General features: G+C 61.8%; 19 protein-coding genes and 1 tRNA gene. 17 read left to right on the forward strand and 3 right to left on the reverse strand.

The window, feature by feature from the left end; translation table 11 throughout:
- Positions 1-18 precede the first annotated feature (18 nt).
- The 12 genes from EN852_RS08740 (at position 19) to EN852_RS08795 (ending at position 13792) form a co-directional block, all read left to right on the forward strand.
- A complete protein-coding gene (locus EN852_RS08740) occupies positions 19-1209 on the forward strand; it encodes a site-specific integrase (protein ID WP_127874004.1) in 1191 nt (396 codons plus the stop codon).
- Positions 1210-1648: 439 nt separating this feature from the next.
- Positions 1649-3061: a pyridoxal-dependent decarboxylase gene (locus tag EN852_RS08745; RefSeq protein ID WP_127874003.1), complete on the forward strand. Its 1413-nt coding sequence runs from the start codon at positions 1649-1651 to the stop codon at positions 3059-3061.
- Between the two features lie 126 nt (positions 3062-3187).
- Positions 3188-3955: a DeoR/GlpR family DNA-binding transcription regulator gene (locus EN852_RS08750; protein ID WP_127863869.1), complete on the forward strand. Its 768-nt coding sequence runs from the start codon at positions 3188-3190 to the stop codon at positions 3953-3955.
- 127 nt (positions 3956-4082) lie between these two features.
- Entirely contained in the window at positions 4083-5609 is a 1527-nt protein-coding gene (glpD, locus tag EN852_RS08755; RefSeq protein ID WP_127874002.1) for a glycerol-3-phosphate dehydrogenase, read from the forward strand.
- 39 nt (positions 5610-5648) lie between these two features.
- The gene (locus EN852_RS08760; RefSeq protein ID WP_127874001.1) at positions 5649-6728 is read left to right on the forward strand and encodes an ABC transporter ATP-binding protein; all 1080 of its coding nucleotides are present in this window, start codon (positions 5649-5651) and stop codon (positions 6726-6728) included.
- A 9-nt stretch (positions 6729-6737) separates the two neighbouring features.
- Positions 6738-7835 carry an ABC transporter ATP-binding protein gene (locus EN852_RS08765; RefSeq protein ID WP_127874000.1) on the forward strand — a complete coding sequence of 366 codons (1098 nt, stop codon included), beginning with the start codon at positions 6738-6740 and terminating at the stop codon, positions 7833-7835.
- Complete coding sequence (locus tag EN852_RS08770) at positions 7836-8702, forward strand: sugar ABC transporter permease (RefSeq protein ID WP_041007042.1); 867 nt, start codon at positions 7836-7838, stop codon at positions 8700-8702.
- A gap of 1 nt (position 8703) precedes the next feature.
- Complete coding sequence (locus EN852_RS08775; protein ID WP_127873999.1) at positions 8704-9612, forward strand: carbohydrate ABC transporter permease; 909 nt, start codon at positions 8704-8706, stop codon at positions 9610-9612.
- 2 nt (positions 9613-9614) lie between these two features.
- On the forward strand, positions 9615-9902 hold the full coding sequence (locus EN852_RS08780; protein ID WP_127863873.1) for a DUF2160 domain-containing protein: 288 nt from the start codon (positions 9615-9617) through the stop codon (positions 9900-9902).
- 78 nt (positions 9903-9980) lie between these two features.
- Entirely contained in the window at positions 9981-11708 is a 1728-nt protein-coding gene (locus tag EN852_RS08785; RefSeq protein WP_127863874.1) for an ABC transporter substrate-binding protein, read from the forward strand.
- A 91-nt stretch (positions 11709-11799) separates the two neighbouring features.
- Complete coding sequence (gene glpK / locus EN852_RS08790) at positions 11800-13293, forward strand: glycerol kinase GlpK (protein ID WP_127873998.1); 1494 nt, start codon at positions 11800-11802, stop codon at positions 13291-13293.
- A gap of 22 nt (positions 13294-13315) precedes the next feature.
- Entirely contained in the window at positions 13316-13792 is a 477-nt protein-coding gene (locus tag EN852_RS08795; RefSeq protein WP_127873997.1) for a DUF6882 domain-containing protein, read from the forward strand.
- A 150-nt stretch (positions 13793-13942) separates the two neighbouring features.
- Here EN852_RS08795 and EN852_RS08800 read toward each other — a convergent pair whose 3' ends face one another.
- Positions 13943-14407 (reverse strand): BA14K family protein, encoded by a 465-nt coding sequence (locus EN852_RS08800; protein ID WP_127873996.1) that lies wholly within the window; start codon positions 14405-14407, stop codon positions 13943-13945.
- Between the two features lie 290 nt (positions 14408-14697).
- On the opposite strand from EN852_RS08800, the gene EN852_RS08805 reads away from it, so the two are divergent.
- Positions 14698-14773 (forward strand) — tRNA-Lys (locus tag EN852_RS08805).
- A 363-nt stretch (positions 14774-15136) separates the two neighbouring features.
- On the opposite strand, the gene EN852_RS08810 is transcribed toward EN852_RS08805, so the two are convergent.
- Positions 15137-15580, reverse strand: coding sequence for a hypothetical protein (locus EN852_RS08810; RefSeq protein ID WP_127873995.1), 444 nt, complete (start codon positions 15578-15580; stop codon positions 15137-15139).
- A 370-nt stretch (positions 15581-15950) separates the two neighbouring features.
- Between EN852_RS08810 and EN852_RS08815 the strand changes: the two genes are divergently transcribed.
- From EN852_RS08815 to EN852_RS42220, 4 genes are all read left to right on the forward strand, one after another.
- Entirely contained in the window at positions 15951-16157 is a 207-nt protein-coding gene (locus EN852_RS08815) for a hypothetical protein (RefSeq protein WP_127873994.1), read from the forward strand.
- 49 nt (positions 16158-16206) lie between these two features.
- Positions 16207-16584: a hypothetical protein gene (locus EN852_RS08820; protein WP_135879537.1), complete on the forward strand. Its 378-nt coding sequence runs from the start codon at positions 16207-16209 to the stop codon at positions 16582-16584.
- Between the two features lie 320 nt (positions 16585-16904).
- Positions 16905-17081, forward strand: coding sequence for a Flp family type IVb pilin (locus EN852_RS08825; protein ID WP_127873992.1), 177 nt, complete (start codon positions 16905-16907; stop codon positions 17079-17081).
- Positions 17082-17267: 186 nt separating this feature from the next.
- Entirely contained in the window at positions 17268-17711 is a 444-nt protein-coding gene (locus EN852_RS42220; RefSeq protein ID WP_246694216.1) for a hypothetical protein, read from the forward strand.
- A 120-nt stretch (positions 17712-17831) separates the two neighbouring features.
- Here the strand turns inward: EN852_RS42220 and EN852_RS08835 are convergent, their stop codons facing one another.
- A complete protein-coding gene (locus tag EN852_RS08835) occupies positions 17832-18044 on the reverse strand; it encodes a hypothetical protein (RefSeq protein ID WP_127863882.1) in 213 nt (70 codons plus the stop codon).
- Positions 18045-18085 lie beyond the last annotated feature (41 nt).

Genomic DNA, 18085 nt, shown 5'->3' on the forward strand with positions numbered 1-18085 from the left:
TACCCAGAGGGGAACGTCATGCCGATCCTTTCCGACAACTACGTGAAGTCCGCCAACCTGCCGGGAGGCCGCGATGAGCTGATCATTCGAGACAGCAAGCTCGCCGGCTTCGCTCTCCGCCTCCGCCGTAAAGCCGATGGCAAGGCATCTAAGACCTTCCTTGTATTCCAGGAATTGCCCTCTCGCGATGGCACGCGGAAACGCCGCAAGATCATCATCGGCGACCATTCGGTTTTCCCGGCCGAGAAGGCGAAGGCCGAAGCGCTGGCGATCCTCCAGGCGATCGAGAAGGGCGACGATCCTGCTGCCGCCAAGGCGGCCAAGAAGGCGCAACCACCGTTCGAGGATTTGGTCGACGACTTCGAGAACTCCCATATCGCGGCAAAGAAGCCTGAAACCCGGAAGGACTATCGCGGTCGGATCAGACGGAACATCCTGCCGTACTTCAAGGGCAAGCGGGTGGCCGACATCACCGGCGAAATGGTTCGGGACTTCTTTCGCCGAAAGAGATCGAACCCCACGGACGCGAACCGCTCCCTTGCCGTCTTGTCGGTGATGATGGGCCGCGCAATCGAGCTGGGCTGGCGAAAGGATAACCCCTGCGTCGGCATCAAGAAGAACACTGAAACGGCGAGGGAGGATTGGCTCGACGAGCGAGACCTTCCCGCGTTCGTGAAGGCCCTGGCCGACGTCGAAGGCGATTGCGGCGACCTAATCCGATACCTCTTGGTATCCGGCTGGCGCGTCAGCGAAGCGCGATTGCTGACATGGGACATGGTTGACCTGCCCAGGATGGTCGCGCGTCTTCCTGAAACCAAAAGCGGTGTTTCGGTGCGAGCTCTCTCGACGGATGCGGCCACCCTCATCGACCGGCAGGCGCATCGCCTCGGCTTTGTGTTCTCCGGCCGCAAAGGATCCCAACCAGTTTCCTACAAGCGTCTGCGCGAAGTCCTGCATTCCGTCTGCGCCGCCGCTGGCATTGACCAGATCACGCCGCACGGTCTTCGCCACACCGCCGCGACCTGGGCGGCGGTTTCCGGTGCCGAGGCGCACGAACTTCGCGAGGCCTTCGGCTGGAAGACATTGGCGATGACCAACCGCTACGTCTCGAAAGCTGAGAGCCTTGGGCGACGCGGCGCCCAGCGAGCAGCTGATGCGATGAACGTGCTGCAGAAGCCGAAAGCCGACGTGAAGGAGATCAGCCGTTGACCGACAGGGAAACCAACCAGGATTTCATTGAGGTAGAGCGGCGCGCCTTCTTTGAGACGGGCAATCCGATGCATGCATGGGCGGCTTTCAGATATGCCGCGGTCGTCGGCGCCGAAATGCCCGAGTGGGTTCGTGGCTACTTCGACCTAGTGTCGAAACGGATGCTGGCGCTAGCGGCTGAGGCACAAAGGGAGGCGGACCGTCCTGGCCGAAATTCGAAAGTTGATGACTTTGGGCCACGTCTTGCTACTGCCATGATGATGAAAGGCTCGCACCTAACGGGCTATCATAGCGACTGGATTACCTACGGGATGAACGTCCGTCACAGGATGCATTCTGGCGATCAAGAGACGTACGCAATCGAGAGCCTATATTTAACATGTCAATCAATATTGAAGCTGGCTTACCGGCCGCGTTGCGGCTGGGCTCGGGAGGATAGATGGACAACGAGACATTCCGCGACTGGTCGAGGCGGGCGGCCGATTGGGGCGTCGATTATCGCGCCGGCCTGCGCGACCGGCCGGTCCGGCCAGCCATCGCGCCGGGCGAAATCTTCAGGAGCATCGAGGCCTCGCCGCCCGAAATGCCCGAACCGATGGAGAAGATCTTCGCCGATTTCGAAGCCAAGATCGCGCCGGGCATGACGCATTGGCAGCATCCACGCTTCTTCGCCTATTTCCCGGCCAATGCGGCGCCGGTCTCGGTCGTGGCGGAGTATCTGGTCTCGGCGATGGCCGCGCAATGCATGCTGTGGCAGACCTCGCCGGCGGCGACCGAGCTCGAAATGCGTATCGTCGACTGGATGCGCCAGGCACTTGGCCTGCCCGAGGGCTTTTCCGGCGTCATCCAGGATTCGGCATCGTCGGCGACGCTTGCCGCGGTGCTCACCATGCGCGAGCGGGCGCTCGACTGGCAAGGCAACAAAAAGGGGCTGGCCGGACAGGGCAAGCTGCGCGTCTATTCCTCCGACCAGGTCCATACCTCGATCGACCGCGCCATCTGGGTCTCAGGCATCGGCGAGGAAAACCTCGTCCGGATTCCGGCCTCAGGACGTTTTCGCGCCATGGATACGGCCGCGCTTGAGGCCGCGATCGTCGCCGATCGCGAGGCCGGCCTGCTGCCCTCGGGCATCATCGCTTGTGTCGGCGGCACCAGCATCGGCGGCACCGACGACATCGCCGCGGTGGCCGCGGTCGCAAAGCGGCACGGGCTTTACCTGCATGTCGACGCCGCCTGGGCCGGATCGGCGATGATCTGCCCGGAATACCGGCATTTTTGGGCGGGCGTCGAAGGTGCGGACTCCATTGTCTTCAATCCGCACAAGTGGCTGGGCGCGCAGTTCGATTGCTCGATCCAGTTCGTGCGCCAGCCGGAAGACCTGGTGCGCACGCTGGCGATCAGGCCCGAATTCCTGAAGACACATGGCCATGACGGCATCATCAACTATTCCGAATGGTCGGTGCCGCTCGGACGTCGTTTTCGTGCGCTGAAACTCTGGTTTCTGCTGCGTGCCCATGGCCTCGAAGGCCTGCGCACCATGATCCGCAACCACGTTGCTTGGAGCGAAGGGCTAGCCGCGCGGCTGGCCGGCGAAGCGGATTTCGAGGTCGTCAGCGAGCCGATGCTGTCGCTGTTCTCGTTCCGGCACAAAGCGCCTTCGGGTACCGATCCGGACGAGCATAATTTGCGGCTGGTCGACGCCATCAACACCGATGGCCGCATCTACCTCACGCAAACGCGGGTCGACGGGCGCGTGGCGATCCGCTTTCAGGCGGGGCAGTTCGAGTCGACGGCACCCGATGTGGATGCGGCGTTCGACGTCATAACCGAGATTGCGCGGCGCCTATCCTGAGGCGGCAGACGCATTCCGCGCTGGTTTGCCTTTTGCAATCAGGTGATTTTCATTAGCCGGCTTATACCTTTTCTTCGCTTTCGTTTTCCGATATAGACGGGAAAAACGAAAATGGAGGAACGCCGGATGTTTCTTTCGCCACGCCACGCCGAAATCATCCAGATGGCGAAAGACCACGGCCGGGTCCTGGTCGAGGATCTGGCTACGCATTTCAACGTGACGCCGCAGACCATCCGCAAGGACCTCAACGATCTGTGCGATCAGCGGCTGCTCACCCGCATCCATGGCGGCGCGCTGTTCCCGTCCGGCATCGAGAACATGGAATATGAGGCGCGGCGCAAGATCGCGGCCGACGAGAAAGAGGCGATCGGCGGCGCGGCGGCGCGGCTGATCCCGGACAACGCTTCGCTGTTCATCAATATCGGCACCACCACCGAGGCCGTCAGCAAGGCGCTGCTCGACCACAACGGGCTGATGGTTATCACCAATAATATCAATGTTGCCAATAGGATGCGCATCTATCCTACGATCGAGGTGGTGATAGCCGGCGGCGTGGTGCGCGGTTCAGACGGCGGCATTGTCGGCGAAGCGGCCGTCGATTTCATCCGTCAGTTTAAGGTCGACTACGCCGTCATCGGCGCCTCGGCCATCGACCATGACGGCGCGCTGCTCGACTTCGATTTCCGCGAGGTGAAGGTGGCGCAAGCCATCATCGCCAATGCGCGCCACGTCATCCTGGTCTCCGACCGGACCAAATTCGAGCGCACGGCGCCGGTTCGGATCGGCCACCTTTCGCAGGTGAATACCTTCATCACCGATCGTTGCGATATCCCGTCGATCCGCCGGATTTGTGAGGAGGCCGAGGTCCGGTTGATCGAGACGGCGCTCGAATAGGCGTGCGTCATGGCTGTTTGATGCAGCGGCAATAATTTCGTTTGACATTCGCTTTTAGTTCGAAATAATTCCGCTACGGTTTCGTAAAACACAAAAATGGTGCAATGCGAAATCGGTGGAGGAAACTTTGGACGCATCACCGATCCATGACATTTTCGTCATCGGCGGCGGCATCAATGGCTGCGGCATTGCCCGCGACGCCGTTGGCCGCGGATTTTCGGTTTACCTCGCCGAGATGAACGATCTGGCGAGCGGGACGTCCTCAGGCTCGACCAAGCTCATCCATGGCGGGCTTCGCTATCTCGAATTCTATGAGTTCCGGCTGGTGCGCGAAGCGCTGATGGAGCGCGAGGTTCTTTGGAAGAATGCGCCGCACATCATCTGGCCGATGCGCTTCGTTCTGCCTTACGCCAAGGGCCTCAGGCCCGCCTGGCTGATCCGGCTCGGGCTGTTCCTTTACGATCACATCGGCGGGCGCAAACTGCTGCCGGCGACGAAGACGCTGGACATGGCGAAGGATCCGGCCGGCAAGCCGCTGAAGCCATTGTTCCGCAAGGCTTTCGAATATTCGGATGGTTGGGTCAACGACGCTCGCCTGGTGGCGCTGAACGCTCGTGATGCCGCCGACCGGGGCGCCATCATCCGTACCCGTACCAAGGTCGTCAGCGCGCGCCGCGACGGTCCGACCTGGACCATCAAGGTGCAGAACGTGCTCACCGGTGACACCGAAGAGGTTCGCGCACGGCTTCTCGTCAACGCTGCCGGCCCGTGGGTCGATCACGTTCTGCAGGCAGCCGTCGGCCAGAACGAAGTCCACAATGTCCGCCTCGTGCAAGGCAGCCACATCGTCGTCGCCAAGAAGTTCGACGATCCGCGCGCTTACTTCTTCCAGAACAAGGATGGCCGCATCATCTTCGCCATTCCCTACGAGGAAGAATTTACACTCATCGGCACGACCGACCGCGACTATCCGGGCGACCCGCACGATGTGAAGATCTCCGACGCCGAGATCGACTATCTGTGCGCTGCGGCAAGCGAATATTTCGCGGTCGCCGTGAAGCGCTCCGACATCGTCTGGACCTATTCGGCGGTGCGCCCGCTCTATGACGACGGCGCCTCCAAGGCGCAGGAAGCGACGCGCGACTATGTGCTGAAGGCCGATGGCGGGGAGGGTGTCGCCCCGCTTGTCAACGCCTTCGGCGGCAAGATCACGACCTTCCGCCGGTTGGCGGAATCGATGCTTGAGAAGATCGAGGGCTTTCTCGGCAAGCGCGGCAAGCCTTGGACGCATGACGCGCCGCTGCCGGGCGGTGATTTTCCCGCGACAGGTTTCGATGCCCAGGTCGCCAGGCTGAAAAAGACCTATCCGTTCCTGGACCAGCGGCTGGCGCGCCGGCTCACCCGGCTTTACGGCACGCGCGCGGAGAAGCTGCTCGGGCTCGCCAAGTCGAATGCCGATCTCGGCCGCAATTTCGGCGCCGACCTTTTTGAGGTGGAGGTTCGCTATCTCGCCGAGAACGAATGGGCGGTCACCGCGGAGGACGTGCTGTGGCGCCGCACCAAGCGGGGCCTGTATTTCAGCCGCGAGCAGACGGCGGCATTGGAAGAATTCATGCGAGGACTGAGCAGCCGTCACGTCGCGGCGGCGGAATGACGATCGACCGCTGAAGCGCAAGGCCTGGGAGGAGGCGTGATGCTAGAACTGAGGAACGTGACGAAGACGATCGGTGCGCAGGAGCATATCCGCGACGTGTCGCTGACGCTTCAGCACGGGTCACTGAATGTTCTGCTGGGACCGACGCTTTCCGGCAAGACCAGCCTGATGCGACTGATGGCGGGGCTCGACGCGCCGACTTCCGGTTCGGTCTGGTTCGACGGCAAGGATGTCACCGGACAGCCGGTGCAGAAGCGCAATGTCGCGATGGTCTACCAGCAGTTCATCAACTACCCGGCGATGACGGTTTACGAGAACATCGCGTCGCCGCTCCGGGTCGCCGGTGTCGACCAGGCAAGGATCGACAAGGAGGTGCGCAATGCCGCCGCGCTTCTCAAGCTCACTCCTTACCTCGACCGCACGCCGCTCAACCTCTCGGGCGGCCAGCAGCAGCGCACGGCCCTTGCGCGCGCCATCGTCAAGAACGCCAGCCTGGTGCTGCTCGACGAGCCTTTGGCCAATCTCGACTATAAGCTGCGCGAAGAGTTGCGCGCCGAATTGCCGAAGATCTTCGCCGCCGCAGGCACGATCTTCGTCTATGCCACGACCGAGCCGCACGAGGCGCTGCTGCTCGGCGGCAATACGGCGACGCTTTCGGAGGGCCGTGTCACGCAGTTCGGCCAGACCGTCGACGTGTTCCGCAAGCCGGTCGACCTGGTGACGGCAAGGACCTTCGCCGACCCGCCGCTCAACACAATCGTGCTCTCCAAGAAGGGCTCGGACTTCCTGCTCGAAGGCGGCGTCAAGCTGCCGGTGCCGCCGGAGCTCGCCGGCATTGCGGACGCCAGCTACACGATCGGCTTCCAGCCGCATCATCTGTCGCTGGAGCGGCCGAACGCCAGCGCCGTGCCGGTGCGGGCCAAGGTCACCATCACCGAGATCACCGGCTCGGAAAGCTTCGTCCATCTCGATTTCGCCGATGCGCGCTGGGTGATGCTTGCGCATGGCATTCTCGATTTCGAGACGGACGACGAGGTCGAGGTGTTCATCGACCCGCGCCACATCATGGTGTTCGACCTGAACGGCCGCGCCGTGACGGCGCCGAAGCTGGCGGCCTAGGAGGATCAGATGGCGCGCATCGACGTCAACCATATCCGCCACTCCTACCTGCCCAATCCACGTAAGGATTCGGATTTCGCGCTGAAGGAGGTGCATCACACCTTCGAGGATGGCGGCGCCTATGCGCTGCTCGGGCCGTCGGGCTGCGGCAAGACCACCTTGCTCAACATCATTTCTGGCCTGTTGCATCCCTCGCACGGCCAGCTTTTGTTCAACGGCCGGGACATCACCAATCTGTCGACGCAGGAGCGCAACATCGCGCAGGTGTTCCAGTTCCCGGTGATCTACGACACCATGACAGTCTACGACAATCTGGCCTTCCCGCTGCGCAACCGCCGCGTGCCGGAGGCGGACGTCGACCGCAAGGTGCGTGAGACGCTCGACATGATCGATCTCGCTTCGCTGGCGAAGAGAAAGGCGCGCGGGCTCACCGCCGACCAGAAGCAGAAAATCTCGCTCGGCCGCGGCCTGGTGCGCTCGGATGTCAACGCCATCCTGTTCGACGAGCCGCTGACGGTGATCGATCCGCACATGAAGTGGGTGCTGCGTTCGCAGTTGAAGCAGCTGCATCGCCGCTTCGGCTACACCATGGTCTATGTCACGCATGACCAGACCGAAGCGCTGACTTTCGCCGACCGCGTCGTGGTCATGTATGACGGCGAGATCGTGCAGATCGGCACTCCGGCCGAACTCTTCGAGCGGCCGCGCCACACTTTCGTCGGCTATTTCATCGGCTCGCCGGGCATGAACGTGCTGCCGGTCGCGCTGGAGGGCAGGGCGGCGAAGCTCGGCGCGCAGCGCATCGAACTTCCAGGCGTGCCCCAGACTGCTACCGGGAAGGCGGAAGCCGGGGCCGTCGAGCTCGGCATCCGTCCCGAATATGTGCGGCTCGGCCGCGAAGGCATGGCGGTGCAGGTCTCCAAGGTCGAGGACGTCGGCCGCCACAAGGTCGTGCGCGCCAACCTGGAAGGCAGGGAGATCGCCGCTGTGATCGGCGAGGACGACGAGGTGCCTGCCGACCCAAAGATCCGCTTCGATCCGGCCGGCATCAACATCTATGCCGATTCCTGGCTGGTTGAGATGGCGCGCGTCGAGATGGGGGCTTAGATGGACAAGACCTGGAATAACAAGGCCTGGTTCCTTGTCCTGCCGGTGCTGGTGCTGGTGGCCTTCTCGGCCGTGATCCCGCTGATGACCGTCGTCAATTATTCGGTGCAGGACACGTTCGGCAACAACGTCTTCTTCTGGGCCGGCACCGAGTGGTTCGAGGAGTTGCTGCACTCAGACCGCTTCTGGGAAGCGATGGTGCGCAACCTGATCTTCTCCTTCATTATCCTGGCGATCGAGGTGCCGCTCGGCATCTTCATCGCGCTCAACATGCCTAAGAAGGGCTGGGGCGTGCCGGTCTGCCTGGTGCTGATGGCGCTGCCGCTGCTGGTGCCGTGGAACGTCGTCGGCACGATCTGGCAGGTGTTCGGCCGCAATGACATCGGCCTGCTCGGCTACTACGTCAACGCGCTCGGCATCGACTACAACTATGTCCAGGACCCGTTCGACGCCTGGGTCACCGTCATCGTCATGGATGTCTGGCACTGGACCAGCCTGGTCGTTCTGCTCTGCTATGCCGGCCTGGTCTCCATTCCGGATGCCTTCTATCAGGCGGCCAAGATCGACGGCGCCTCGCGCTGGGCGGTGTTCCGCTACATCCAGCTGCCGAAGATGCAGCGCGTGCTGCTGATTGCCGTGCTGTTGCGCTTCATGGACTCGTTCATGATTTACACCGAGCCCTTCGTCGTCACCGGCGGCGGCCCCGGCAATTCGACGACCTTCCTGTCGATCGATCTCGTCAAGACGGCGCTCGGCCAGTTCGACCTCGGTCCGGCGGCAGCCATGTCGCTGGTCTACTTCCTGATCATCCTGTTGTTGTCATGGGTGTTCTACACCGTGATGACCAACTACGACGCGGAGCGCTGAGATGACGGGCGCCAACGAGACGACGCGCGTAAGCGAAACGGCGGTCACCGAAGTGGGCAGCACGTTGTCGCAGGACGAGGTGGCGAAGCTGATGCGCCGCCGCGGCGAGGAATCGCGCTGGTGGTGGATCGTACCGACGCTCTACATCGTCGTGCTGCTCCTGCCGATCTACTGGCTCATCAATATGAGCTTCAAGACTAATGCCGAGATCGTGTCGTCGCTGACGCTGTTCCCGCACAATCCGACGCTCGCGAATTACCGCACCATCTTCACCGACGCATCCTGGTATTCGGGCTACATCAACTCGATCACCTATGTGGTGATGAACATGGTGATCTCGGTGGCGGTGGCGCTGCCGGCGGCCTATGCCTTCTCGCGCTACCGCTTCCTCGGCGACAAGCATCTGTTCTTCTGGCTGCTGACCAACCGCATGGCGCCGCCGGCGGTGTTCGCGCTGCCGTTCTTCCAGCTCTATTCGGCCTTCGGGCTCATCGACACTTATATCGCCGTGGCGCTCGCCCACTGCCTGTTCAACGTGCCGCTGGCGGTGTGGATCCTCGAGGGCTTCATGTCCGGCGTGCCGAAGGAGATCGACGAGACCGCCTATATCGACGGCTACTCCTTCCCGCGCTTCTTCGTGAAGATCTTCATGCCGCTGATCGCGAGCGGCATCGGCGTCGCCTGTTTCTTCTGCTTCATGTTCTCGTGGGTGGAGCTCCTGATCGCGCGCACGCTGACCACGACTGACGCGAAGCCGATCGCCGCAACCATGACCCGCACCGTCTCGGCCGCCGGCATGGACTGGGGTTTGCTCGCCGCGGCCGGCGTGCTGACGCTGATCCCCGGCGCGGTCGTTATCTGGTTCGTCCGCAACTACATCGCCAAGGGCTTCGCCCTGGGGAGGGTGTGACCATGAATCTCGACTTCTCCTGGATGGCGTGGACCTGGCCGACAGCGGCCTTCTTCGGAACCATCCTGCTGCTGCTGTGCGGCATGGCGGCCTGGGAATACGTCTCGCCGGGCGGCAATCCGCGCGTCGGTGTGCTGCGCTTCGAGACGACGCGCGGCGATCGCCTCTTCCTTTCGCTGCTCGGCAGCGCCTTCATCCATCTCGCTTGGCTGGGTCTGGTTGGGCCCAACCTGTGGTGGGCTCTCGCTCTCTCCGTGGTCTACGCCATTGGCGTGTTCCGATACGTATAGAGGGGGAAACAGTCGGAGCGGCCGCGTGCTGGCGGCCACTTCGGATCACACTTCAAAACCTAAGACTGGAGGAGACACATGCGACGGCAATTTCTTACATCGACGACCGCCCTTGTCCTATTGCTTGGAGCGGGCCACGCCTACGCCGGGATGGACGAGGCAAAGGCCTTTCTCGACAAGGAGATAGGCCCCCTGTCGACGCTTTCGCGCGCCGATCAGGAAAAGGAAATGCAGTGGTTCATCGACGCCGCCAAGCCGTTCGCCGGCATGGACATCAAGGTGGTGTCGGAAACCATCGCCACCCATTCCTATGAGTCACAGGTGCTGGCGCCCGCTTTCTCGGCCATCACCGGCATCAAGGTCACTCACGACACGATCCAGGAAGGCGACGTCGTCGAGAAGATCCAGACCCAGATGCAGACAGGACAGAACCTCTATGACGGCTGGGTCAACGACTCCGACCTCATCGGCACGCACTGGCGCTACCAGCAGGTGCGCAACCTGACCGACTGGATGGCGGGCGACGGCAAGGACGTCACCAACCCGAATCTCGACCTGAAGGACTTCATCGGCACGTCATTCACGACGGCCCCGGACAAGAAGCTCTATCAGCTTCCCGACCAGCAGTTCGCGAACCTCTACTGGTTCCGCTACGACTGGTTCAACGACGAGAAGAACAAGGCGGACTTCAAGGCCAAGTACGGCTACGATCTAGGCGTGCCGGTCAATTGGTCGGCCTATGAGGACATCGCCGCCTTCTTCACCGGCCGCGAGATCGACGGCAAGAAGGTCTATGGCCACATGGACTACGGCAAGAAGGACCCGTCGCTCGGCTGGCGGTTCACCGATGCCTGGCTCTCTATGGCCGGCAACGGCGACAAGGGCATTCCGAACGGCCTGCCGGTCGACGAATGGGGCATCAAGGTCGACGAGAATTCGCGCCCGGTCGGCTCCTGCACCGCGCGTGGCGGCGACACCAATGGACCGGCGGCGGTCTACTCGATCCAGAAATATCTCGACTGGCTGAAGGCTTACGCCCCGGCCGAAGCGCAAGGCATGACCTTCTCCGAATCCGGCCCGGTTCCGGCCCAGGGCGCGGTTGCCCAGCAGATCTTCTGGTACACGGCCTTCACCGCTTCGATGGTCGACGCCGGGGCCAAGGCGGTGATGAACGACGACGGCACGCCGAAATGGCGCATGGCGCCGTCGCCGCATGGCGTCTACTGGAAGGATGGCATGAAGCTCGGTTACCAGGACGTGGGTTCCTGGACGCTGATGAAGTCGACACCGACCGACCGCGCCAAGGCCGCCTGGCTTTATGCGCAGTTCGTCACCTCGAAGACCGTCGACGTGAAGAAGAGCCATGTCGGCCTGACCTTCATCCGCGAGAGCACGATCCACGACAAGAGCTTCACGGAGCGCGCTCCTAAGCTTGGCGGCCTGATCGAGTTCTACCGTTCGCCGGCCCGCGTCCAGTGGTCGCCGACCGGCACCAACGTGCCTGACTATCCGAAGCTGGCGCAGCTCTGGTGGCAGGCGATCGGCGATGCATCGTCGGGCGCCAAGACCGCGCAGGAAGCGATGGATTCGCTCTGCGCCGAGCAGGAAAAGGTCATGAGCCGCATCGAGAAGTCGGGCGTCCAGGGCGACATCGGCCCGAAGATGGCCGAAGAGCATGACCTCGCCTACTGGAACGCCGACGCGGTCAAGAAGGGCAATCTCGCGCCTCAGCTGAAGATCGAGAACGAGAAGGAAAAGCCGATTACCATCAACTACGACGAGCTGGTGAAGAGCTGGCAGAAGTAGCTGCATGACGTGGGCGCGTTCGCCCGCGTAGGGAATGCAGGGGAGGCGGCTTGGCCGTCTCCCCTGTTGCATGAGTAGTGGAGGGAACGGAATGAGCGGTTTTGTGCTGGCGATCGACCAGGGAACGACCTCGACCCGGGCGATCCTGTTCGACGACAAGATGAAGGTCGCGGGTACCGGCCAGCAGGAATTCGCGCAGAGTTATCCGGCGTCCGGCTGGGTCGAACACGACCCGGAAGATATCTGGGCAAGCGTTCTCGCCACGGTGAAGTCGGCGCTTAAGTCCGCCGGCCGTACCGCTTCGGATGTGGCCGCTATCGGCATCACCAACCAGCGTGAGACTGTGGTCATCTGGGACAAAGCGACCGGCCAGCCGATCCACAATGCCATCGTATGGCAGGACAGGCGCACGGCGTCGCTCTGCCAGAAGCTGAAGAAGCAGGGGCTCGAGAAAAAATTCACCAAGAAGACCGGGCTGCTGCTCGATCCCTATTTCTCCGGAACCAAGATCGCGTGGATGCTGGACAAGGTGAAAGGAGCCAGGAAGCGCGCCGAGAAGGGCGAACTGCTCGCCGGCACGATCGACAGTTTCCTGATCTGGCGGCTGACCGGCGGCCAGGTGCACGCGACCGACGCCACCAATGCCTCCCGCACGCTGGTCTACAACATCGAGAAGAATGTCTGGGACGAAGAGCTGCTCTCGATCCTGAACATACCGGCCGCGATCCTGCCTCAGGTTAAGGACTGCGCCGGCGACTTCGGCGTCACCGAAAAGAGCCTGTTCGGCGCCGAGATGCGCATCCTCGGCGTTGCCGGCGACCAGCACGCGGCGACCATCGGCCAGGCCTGTTTCGAGCCCGGCATGATGAAGTCGACTTACGGCACCGGCTGCTTTGCGCTGCTCAACACCGGCGCGGACCTTGTGCGCTCGAGGAACCGGCTTCTGACCACGATCGCCTACCGGCTGAACGGCAAGACCACCTATGCGCTGGAAGGCTCGATCTTCATCGCGGGCGCCGCCGTGCAGTGGCTGCGCGACGGCATCAAGGTGATCGGCAAGGCTGAGCAAAGCGGTGCGCTCGCGGCGACTGCCGATCCAGCGCAAGCCGTCTATCTGGTGCCGGCCTTTGTCGGCCTTGGCGCGCCGCATTGGGACGCGGAGGCGCGCGGCGCGATCTTCGGGCTGACGCGCAATTCAGGCCCGGCCGAGTTCGCGCGCGCGGCACTCGAGTCGGTCGCATTCCAGACGCGCGACCTGCTCGACGCCATGCGCAAGGACTGGAAGGGCGCCTCGGCCAAGACGGTGCTTCGGGTCGATGGCGGCATGGTGGCGTCCGACTGGACCATGCAGCGGCTGGCCGACCTCCTCGACGCGCCGGTCGACCGCCCGACGATCCTGGAGACGACGGCGCTGGGCGCGGCGTGGCTCGCGGGATCGAAGGCCGGTGTCTGGCCGAAGGCAAAGGAATTCGCCAGGAGCTGGGCGCTGGAACGGCGCTTCAAGCCGGAGATGGATGCGGCCACGCGCGGGGCGAAACTGGCCGGATGGCGCGATGCGGTGCGCAGGACGCTGAGTACGCAGTAACGATCACTGGACCGGGGGGAGAATGCAACCGGAGTGGTATCCTGCCTGGCGCGATGAGGCATTTGAACAGCTTGCCGCCAAGAACGCACGCCTGGAGCAGGATTTCCGCCTCGGCCACTGGACCCGTTACAACTACGACCTGGCGGCCGGAAAGCTGATTTTCTCTGACAAAGCAGGCGCCAAGGTTATCTCGGAAATCCAGATTGCGGGCTCTACCAGCGCCAAGGCGGGCAATTGGCTCTGGGCTTGGGCCAATTCGAACTTACCGGGCGACCTTGTCGGCGATGCGAAGCTGATACGGGCGTTCGGGGAGAAAAAGGGCGTGGACGACCTGGCCCAGGCCTATGTGGACGATACGAGCGGCGATCTGGATGCGCTCGGCTGGGAGCTGACGGCAGCGATGGTTCGGGTTTGCAACGCGCTTGGAGCTTATCGCTCCTCGCGGGGGGAGGGCGGCGCTCTCTACCTGGTCTTCAAGAGCATACGATGGGCGAACTGACACGGTCCTTCGCCGCGAGGCATGGCGAGAGAGCCCGGGCCTCTCGAGGCACGGGCTCGGTCAACGGCCAAAATATGTGCGTTCCGCAACTCCGGACGGAAAACCGCTACGCACTTTTCCTGGAATTGCTTTGGTACTGACTGGAGGCCGTCAGTAGGGCGACACGCACTGCCGACGCGGGCCGTTGTTGGGCTGGAAGGTATTGTCCGAGGCGCGATACGAACGGTAGCGGTCGTAGCACCACTGCACATGCGCATCGCCGCGGTAGACGCGGTTGTTCTCGCTGTTGACGATGGCGCCGGTGATCAACGCGCCGGTGGCGAAAGCGGCAAGCGGGAACCAATAGTCGCCATGGCGGCGATAGCCGTGCCGGTATTCGCGATAGCCGCGATGGCCGTTCCAATACATGCCGTCGTTGCGCGAGAAGCGCTGCCCGCCGCGCCAATTGCCGTTGTGTCTCCAGCGCCAGTCGCGTTCGGCGACGTTCTGGACATCGGGCGACGCAGGCGAAGCCTGCGGGACGAACACCTGCGCGGCATTGGCGGGCACCGCCGCAGCGGCGGCGAACGAAACCGACAAGGTGGCGGCAAGCAAACCCGATACGATTTTTCTCATGGGTCTTCTCCTTGAAACGATGGTTGGCGTCCCTGTGCCCGAAAAACGGAAAATCGCCGCGACGGTTCCCGTTTGAATCTCAAACTATTGTTATTCAATGGATTTCTGAAATATGCGGGTGGTCATAGGCGACCGGCTGAGGCTTGCTTGAAACAAGTGCCCCGACTGCCGAAAGGGGCGCCGGAAACCCCGAAAATCTGCGGCGGGAAAGCCATCTTTTTACGGTTGACCGGCCGCGGCACTCTCCCTATGTTCCGCGCAATTTCGAGGGCGGCGTTTCGAGCCCGCGGGAGCGCGTAGCTCAGCCGGTAGAGCAACTGACTTTTAATCAGTAGGTCATGGGTTCGAATCCCATCGCGCTCACCAAATTACCCATTAAAACCAATTAGATATTATTCGCCTACGAAACGGGCGGGGGATGTCTCGTCGCTTGGCTAACAATTCTGTGATTACTGCGCCCAGGTTTTAAGCGCGGTTGCCTTGCGGCGAGAGCACCAACGAACGAATGCTCCGAAGGAGCTTGAAAGGGAATACAAGTACGATCAGATGTACCGTTGATCGTAAGGATGCATGGTTTGTGAACCGCCGTTTCCATCGGCTTGGAGGCGCCGGGCTCTATTCGTCTCGCCAGATGACCTTTCGTTCCCATCGAAGCTGGCGCCGCTGCAGTTCCGGGTCGACCACCAAATGCAGTTGACCGACGCCTCGGCCGACGCTGTGCAGCAGGCACTACTGGAGTTGGTTGAGGCCACCCGTCTTGCAGAGCTTCGACGATAATGACGAGGTTACCTGGCCAGCAAAATTAAGGCGAATGAACGCTCCGATTGGCATAAAATACTCCATTCGTAGGTGACTAACAGCCATATGGCGATCTCGTCGGCACGATCGATCTGAGCGACGGTCGCCGTCAGCACCACTGCGTTTCGAGTAGATGCTGTTATGCACTTTGCTCCTTTGGATCGGGATGGCGAAAGGCGAGCCGCTCTTCACCGGGCCGCGCGCCTTTCGCTTTTGCATGACCGGGTAATCAAACGCCTCGACCAAATTGACGACGGTGCTGATTTGATCTTGAAGGCGGCGGCCGAGTTGGTCGAGGCTGCATTGGTCGAGCCGGATCGGCCGATCAGACTGCCATGGGCCGACTGGACGCTTGGGCTTTGACGCCATCAGCATCAGCCCGCCCTCCCTGATGCGAGGGCATAGGCAAAAGCCTCGCGCGTAGACACCAAGCTTACGATTCTCTTGGAGAATGTTTCAGTGTCCTTAGTGTCCCCTATAGCATTAGCTGGACTGAGGTGGTGCTGCCATAGCCGGAATACCGATAGTCAACATTGACGACGAAACGATCGGTAATTGGGTAGGTTAGGCCAGCACCAACGGGTCCACCGGCTTTGGTTCCGCTGAAATCGGCTCCAGGAACGACGGGCCGGGGAAATAGTCGCGCTTTGCGGGCCGGCCGGCTTTGATGTCCTGCCAACCGGAACAAAAGCTATCCGCGCCTGTTTAGTTCTTGAAGGGACCGCAATCTTGGGATGCGGATACAGTGGACGTATTGAACTTGGAACTGGCCAGGGCCAGGCAGCGCGTCAAGCGCGCGGAGATTTCGCTCAATCACGCAAAAGAACTGCTGGACGAGGAATGCGGCGTCGGGATCAATCTTGTGCTGTGCGACCGCATAAGGTCGGAACAGCAGCGAGTCGCGGAGGCCAGAAAGCGGCTGGTGAAGATCGCTTCGACGGCCTCAACCTGACGGTGTGACTTCCCCGAGGCAAAGGTGATCCTGCCGCGTTGCCTTGTCCTTGGACAGGGTCATGGTTAAACTCGGGCCTCCGACCAGGACGGCACCTTTCGGCATCTACCGCGGGCCCCCTAAGCGGCAACACCGCCCGGTAGACATCTCTTCGGCCCGGTCGCCGATTTTCTCATGCTCGGCGGCAGCGCATTATGGCAACTTCGGCAGCACGGCGCGCGGCGAAGAATACGACAGGAGCCTGCAGCTTCGCTACATTTTCATTTTCGCCGGCGTCATCGTTCCGATGATCATGGCGCTGTTCTTCGCCTACGGCGCGGCGATGTCGAACACGCGGCCCCGCACCCAAAGCCAAGACCGCGGAGGCGTATCGTTTCAGGACGGCAATACTGGCACCGGCCTTGCAAGGCAGCCATTGCCGGGTTGATCTCCGGCAGCTCGTCGGGCTTGAGGCAGCTGTTGGGGGCCTCGCCCGGCGAGTTCCATGAAACCGGTGGAATGTAACCAACCGTGATATTCATGCGGCCTTGCTAATGTAACCTCTGCATCGGCCGACTCCCGCCACGCCACCCCGAGTCGGCTAGGCCCGGCGGTTCAACCAACGCTACCCCAACAGAGCGCGGAACTGTCGGGCCGCTACGGCCCCCGGCTTCCTAACTGGATAAAAACTGGGAACGTCCGTTTACCCTATCTAAATTAGTAAGCCCTAATACTTGCTTGATCGGCGGTTCAGGGGCTTGTGCAAAGATGCAATTGATAGCGAGTTTTCTGCGTGACGATTCCGGAGCAACGGCCATCGAGTATGGTTTGATTGCAGCGCTTATCGCCTTGGGAATCATGCTTGGGGCCAGCTCACTGGGCGGCGCGCTCAATGCCGAGTTTGTTTCGATTGCCACCGCTGTTAACACCGGCAGCGCACCGTGAGGGCGCTCCATGGTTGCGGGCAAGGCATGAGTCGCTTCGCGATCTCGGTTGCCGTGGGAGTGGTGATCTTGGTGATCCTTTATCTGCTGCAATGGCACAGCATGATCAGATTCTAGGATGCTCCGCTCAGCCTCTTGAAGAGTCGGGCCGCTCACGGACAAGGCGTCCAGCTCTTGGTGTCAGCGCGTGGCTGGTGAACTGCAGGTTCCGATCATCGCGGCCGGCGCCGCGGCATTCGCTGCAATAGATGATCTTGAGCAGATCCCAATGAAGGCAGGGCTGGTCCGGCCCGAACCGCCTGACCAGTTCGGCGACATCGAGAACGGCGTGGCGCTCGAAGCGCGACTTCAGCGTCTCCAGCAATCGGAACAAAAAGCCATGCGCGGCTGTTTCCCTGCCGAAGGGACCGCAATTTGGGATGCCGATACAGTGGATGTACTGAACTTGGAACTGGCCAGGGCCAGGCAGCACGGCGCGGAGATTTCGCTCAATCACGCAAAAGAACTGCTGGACGAGGAATGCGGCGTGGGGATCAATCTTGTGCTGTGCGACCGCATAAGATCGGAACAGCAGCGGGTCGCGGAGGCCAGAAAGCGGCTGGTGAAGATCGCTTCGACTGCCTCAGCCTGACGGTGTGACGTCCCCAAGACAAGGGCGATCTTGCCGCGGATACAACAGGAGCCTGCAGCTTCGCTACATTTTCATTTTCGCCGGCGTCATCGTTCCGATGATCATGGCGCTGTTCTTCGCCTACGGCGCGGCAATGTCGAACACGCGGCCTCGCACCCGAAAGCCAAGACCGCGGAGGCGTATCGTTTCAGGACGGCAATACTGGCACCGGCCTTGCAAGGCAGCCATTGCCGGGTTGATCTCCGGCAGCTCGTCGGGCTTGAGGCAGCTGTTGGGGGCCTCGCCCGGCGAGTTCCATGAAACCGGTGGAATGTAACCAACCGTGATATTCATGCGGCCTTGCTAATGTAACCTCTGCATCGGCCGACTCCCCA

It is taken from the genome of Mesorhizobium sp. M2E.F.Ca.ET.209.01.1.1, assembly GCF_004010375.2.
Classification (GTDB): Bacteria; Pseudomonadota; Alphaproteobacteria; order Rhizobiales; family Rhizobiaceae; genus Mesorhizobium.

Bases quoted from the DNA above. Each gene is read 5' to 3' on its own strand.
- EN852_RS08750 (WP_127863869.1), top strand. From the start codon at position 3,188: ATGTTTCTTTCGCCACGCCACGCCGAAATCATCCAGATGGCGAAAGAC.
- EN852_RS08765 (WP_127874000.1), top strand. From the start codon at position 6,738: ATGGCGCGCATCGACGTCAACCATATCCGCCACTCCTACCTGCCCAAT.
- EN852_RS08810 (WP_127873995.1), bottom strand. From the start codon at position 15,580: ATGCTGATGGCGTCAAAGCCCAAGCGTCCAGTCGGCCCATGGCAGTCT.
- EN852_RS08825 (WP_127873992.1), top strand. From the start codon at position 16,905: ATGCAATTGATAGCGAGTTTTCTGCGTGACGATTCCGGAGCAACGGCC.
- EN852_RS08800 (WP_127873996.1), bottom strand. From the start codon at position 14,407: ATGAGAAAAATCGTATCGGGTTTGCTTGCCGCCACCTTGTCGGTTTCG.
- EN852_RS08745 (WP_127874003.1), top strand. From the start codon at position 1,649: ATGGACAACGAGACATTCCGCGACTGGTCGAGGCGGGCGGCCGATTGG.
- EN852_RS08785 (WP_127863874.1), top strand. From the start codon at position 9,981: ATGCGACGGCAATTTCTTACATCGACGACCGCCCTTGTCCTATTGCTT.
- glpK (WP_127873998.1), top strand. From the start codon at position 11,800: ATGAGCGGTTTTGTGCTGGCGATCGACCAGGGAACGACCTCGACCCGG.
- EN852_RS08770 (WP_041007042.1), top strand. From the start codon at position 7,836: ATGGACAAGACCTGGAATAACAAGGCCTGGTTCCTTGTCCTGCCGGTG.
- EN852_RS08835 (WP_127863882.1), bottom strand. From the start codon at position 18,044: ATGAATATCACGGTTGGTTACATTCCACCGGTTTCATGGAACTCGCCG.
- EN852_RS08795 (WP_127873997.1), top strand. From the start codon at position 13,316: ATGCAACCGGAGTGGTATCCTGCCTGGCGCGATGAGGCATTTGAACAG.
- EN852_RS08760 (WP_127874001.1), top strand. From the start codon at position 5,649: ATGCTAGAACTGAGGAACGTGACGAAGACGATCGGTGCGCAGGAGCAT.
- EN852_RS08780 (WP_127863873.1), top strand. From the start codon at position 9,615: ATGAATCTCGACTTCTCCTGGATGGCGTGGACCTGGCCGACAGCGGCC.
- EN852_RS08775 (WP_127873999.1), top strand. From the start codon at position 8,704: ATGACGGGCGCCAACGAGACGACGCGCGTAAGCGAAACGGCGGTCACC.
- EN852_RS08740 (WP_127874004.1), top strand. From the start codon at position 19: ATGCCGATCCTTTCCGACAACTACGTGAAGTCCGCCAACCTGCCGGGA.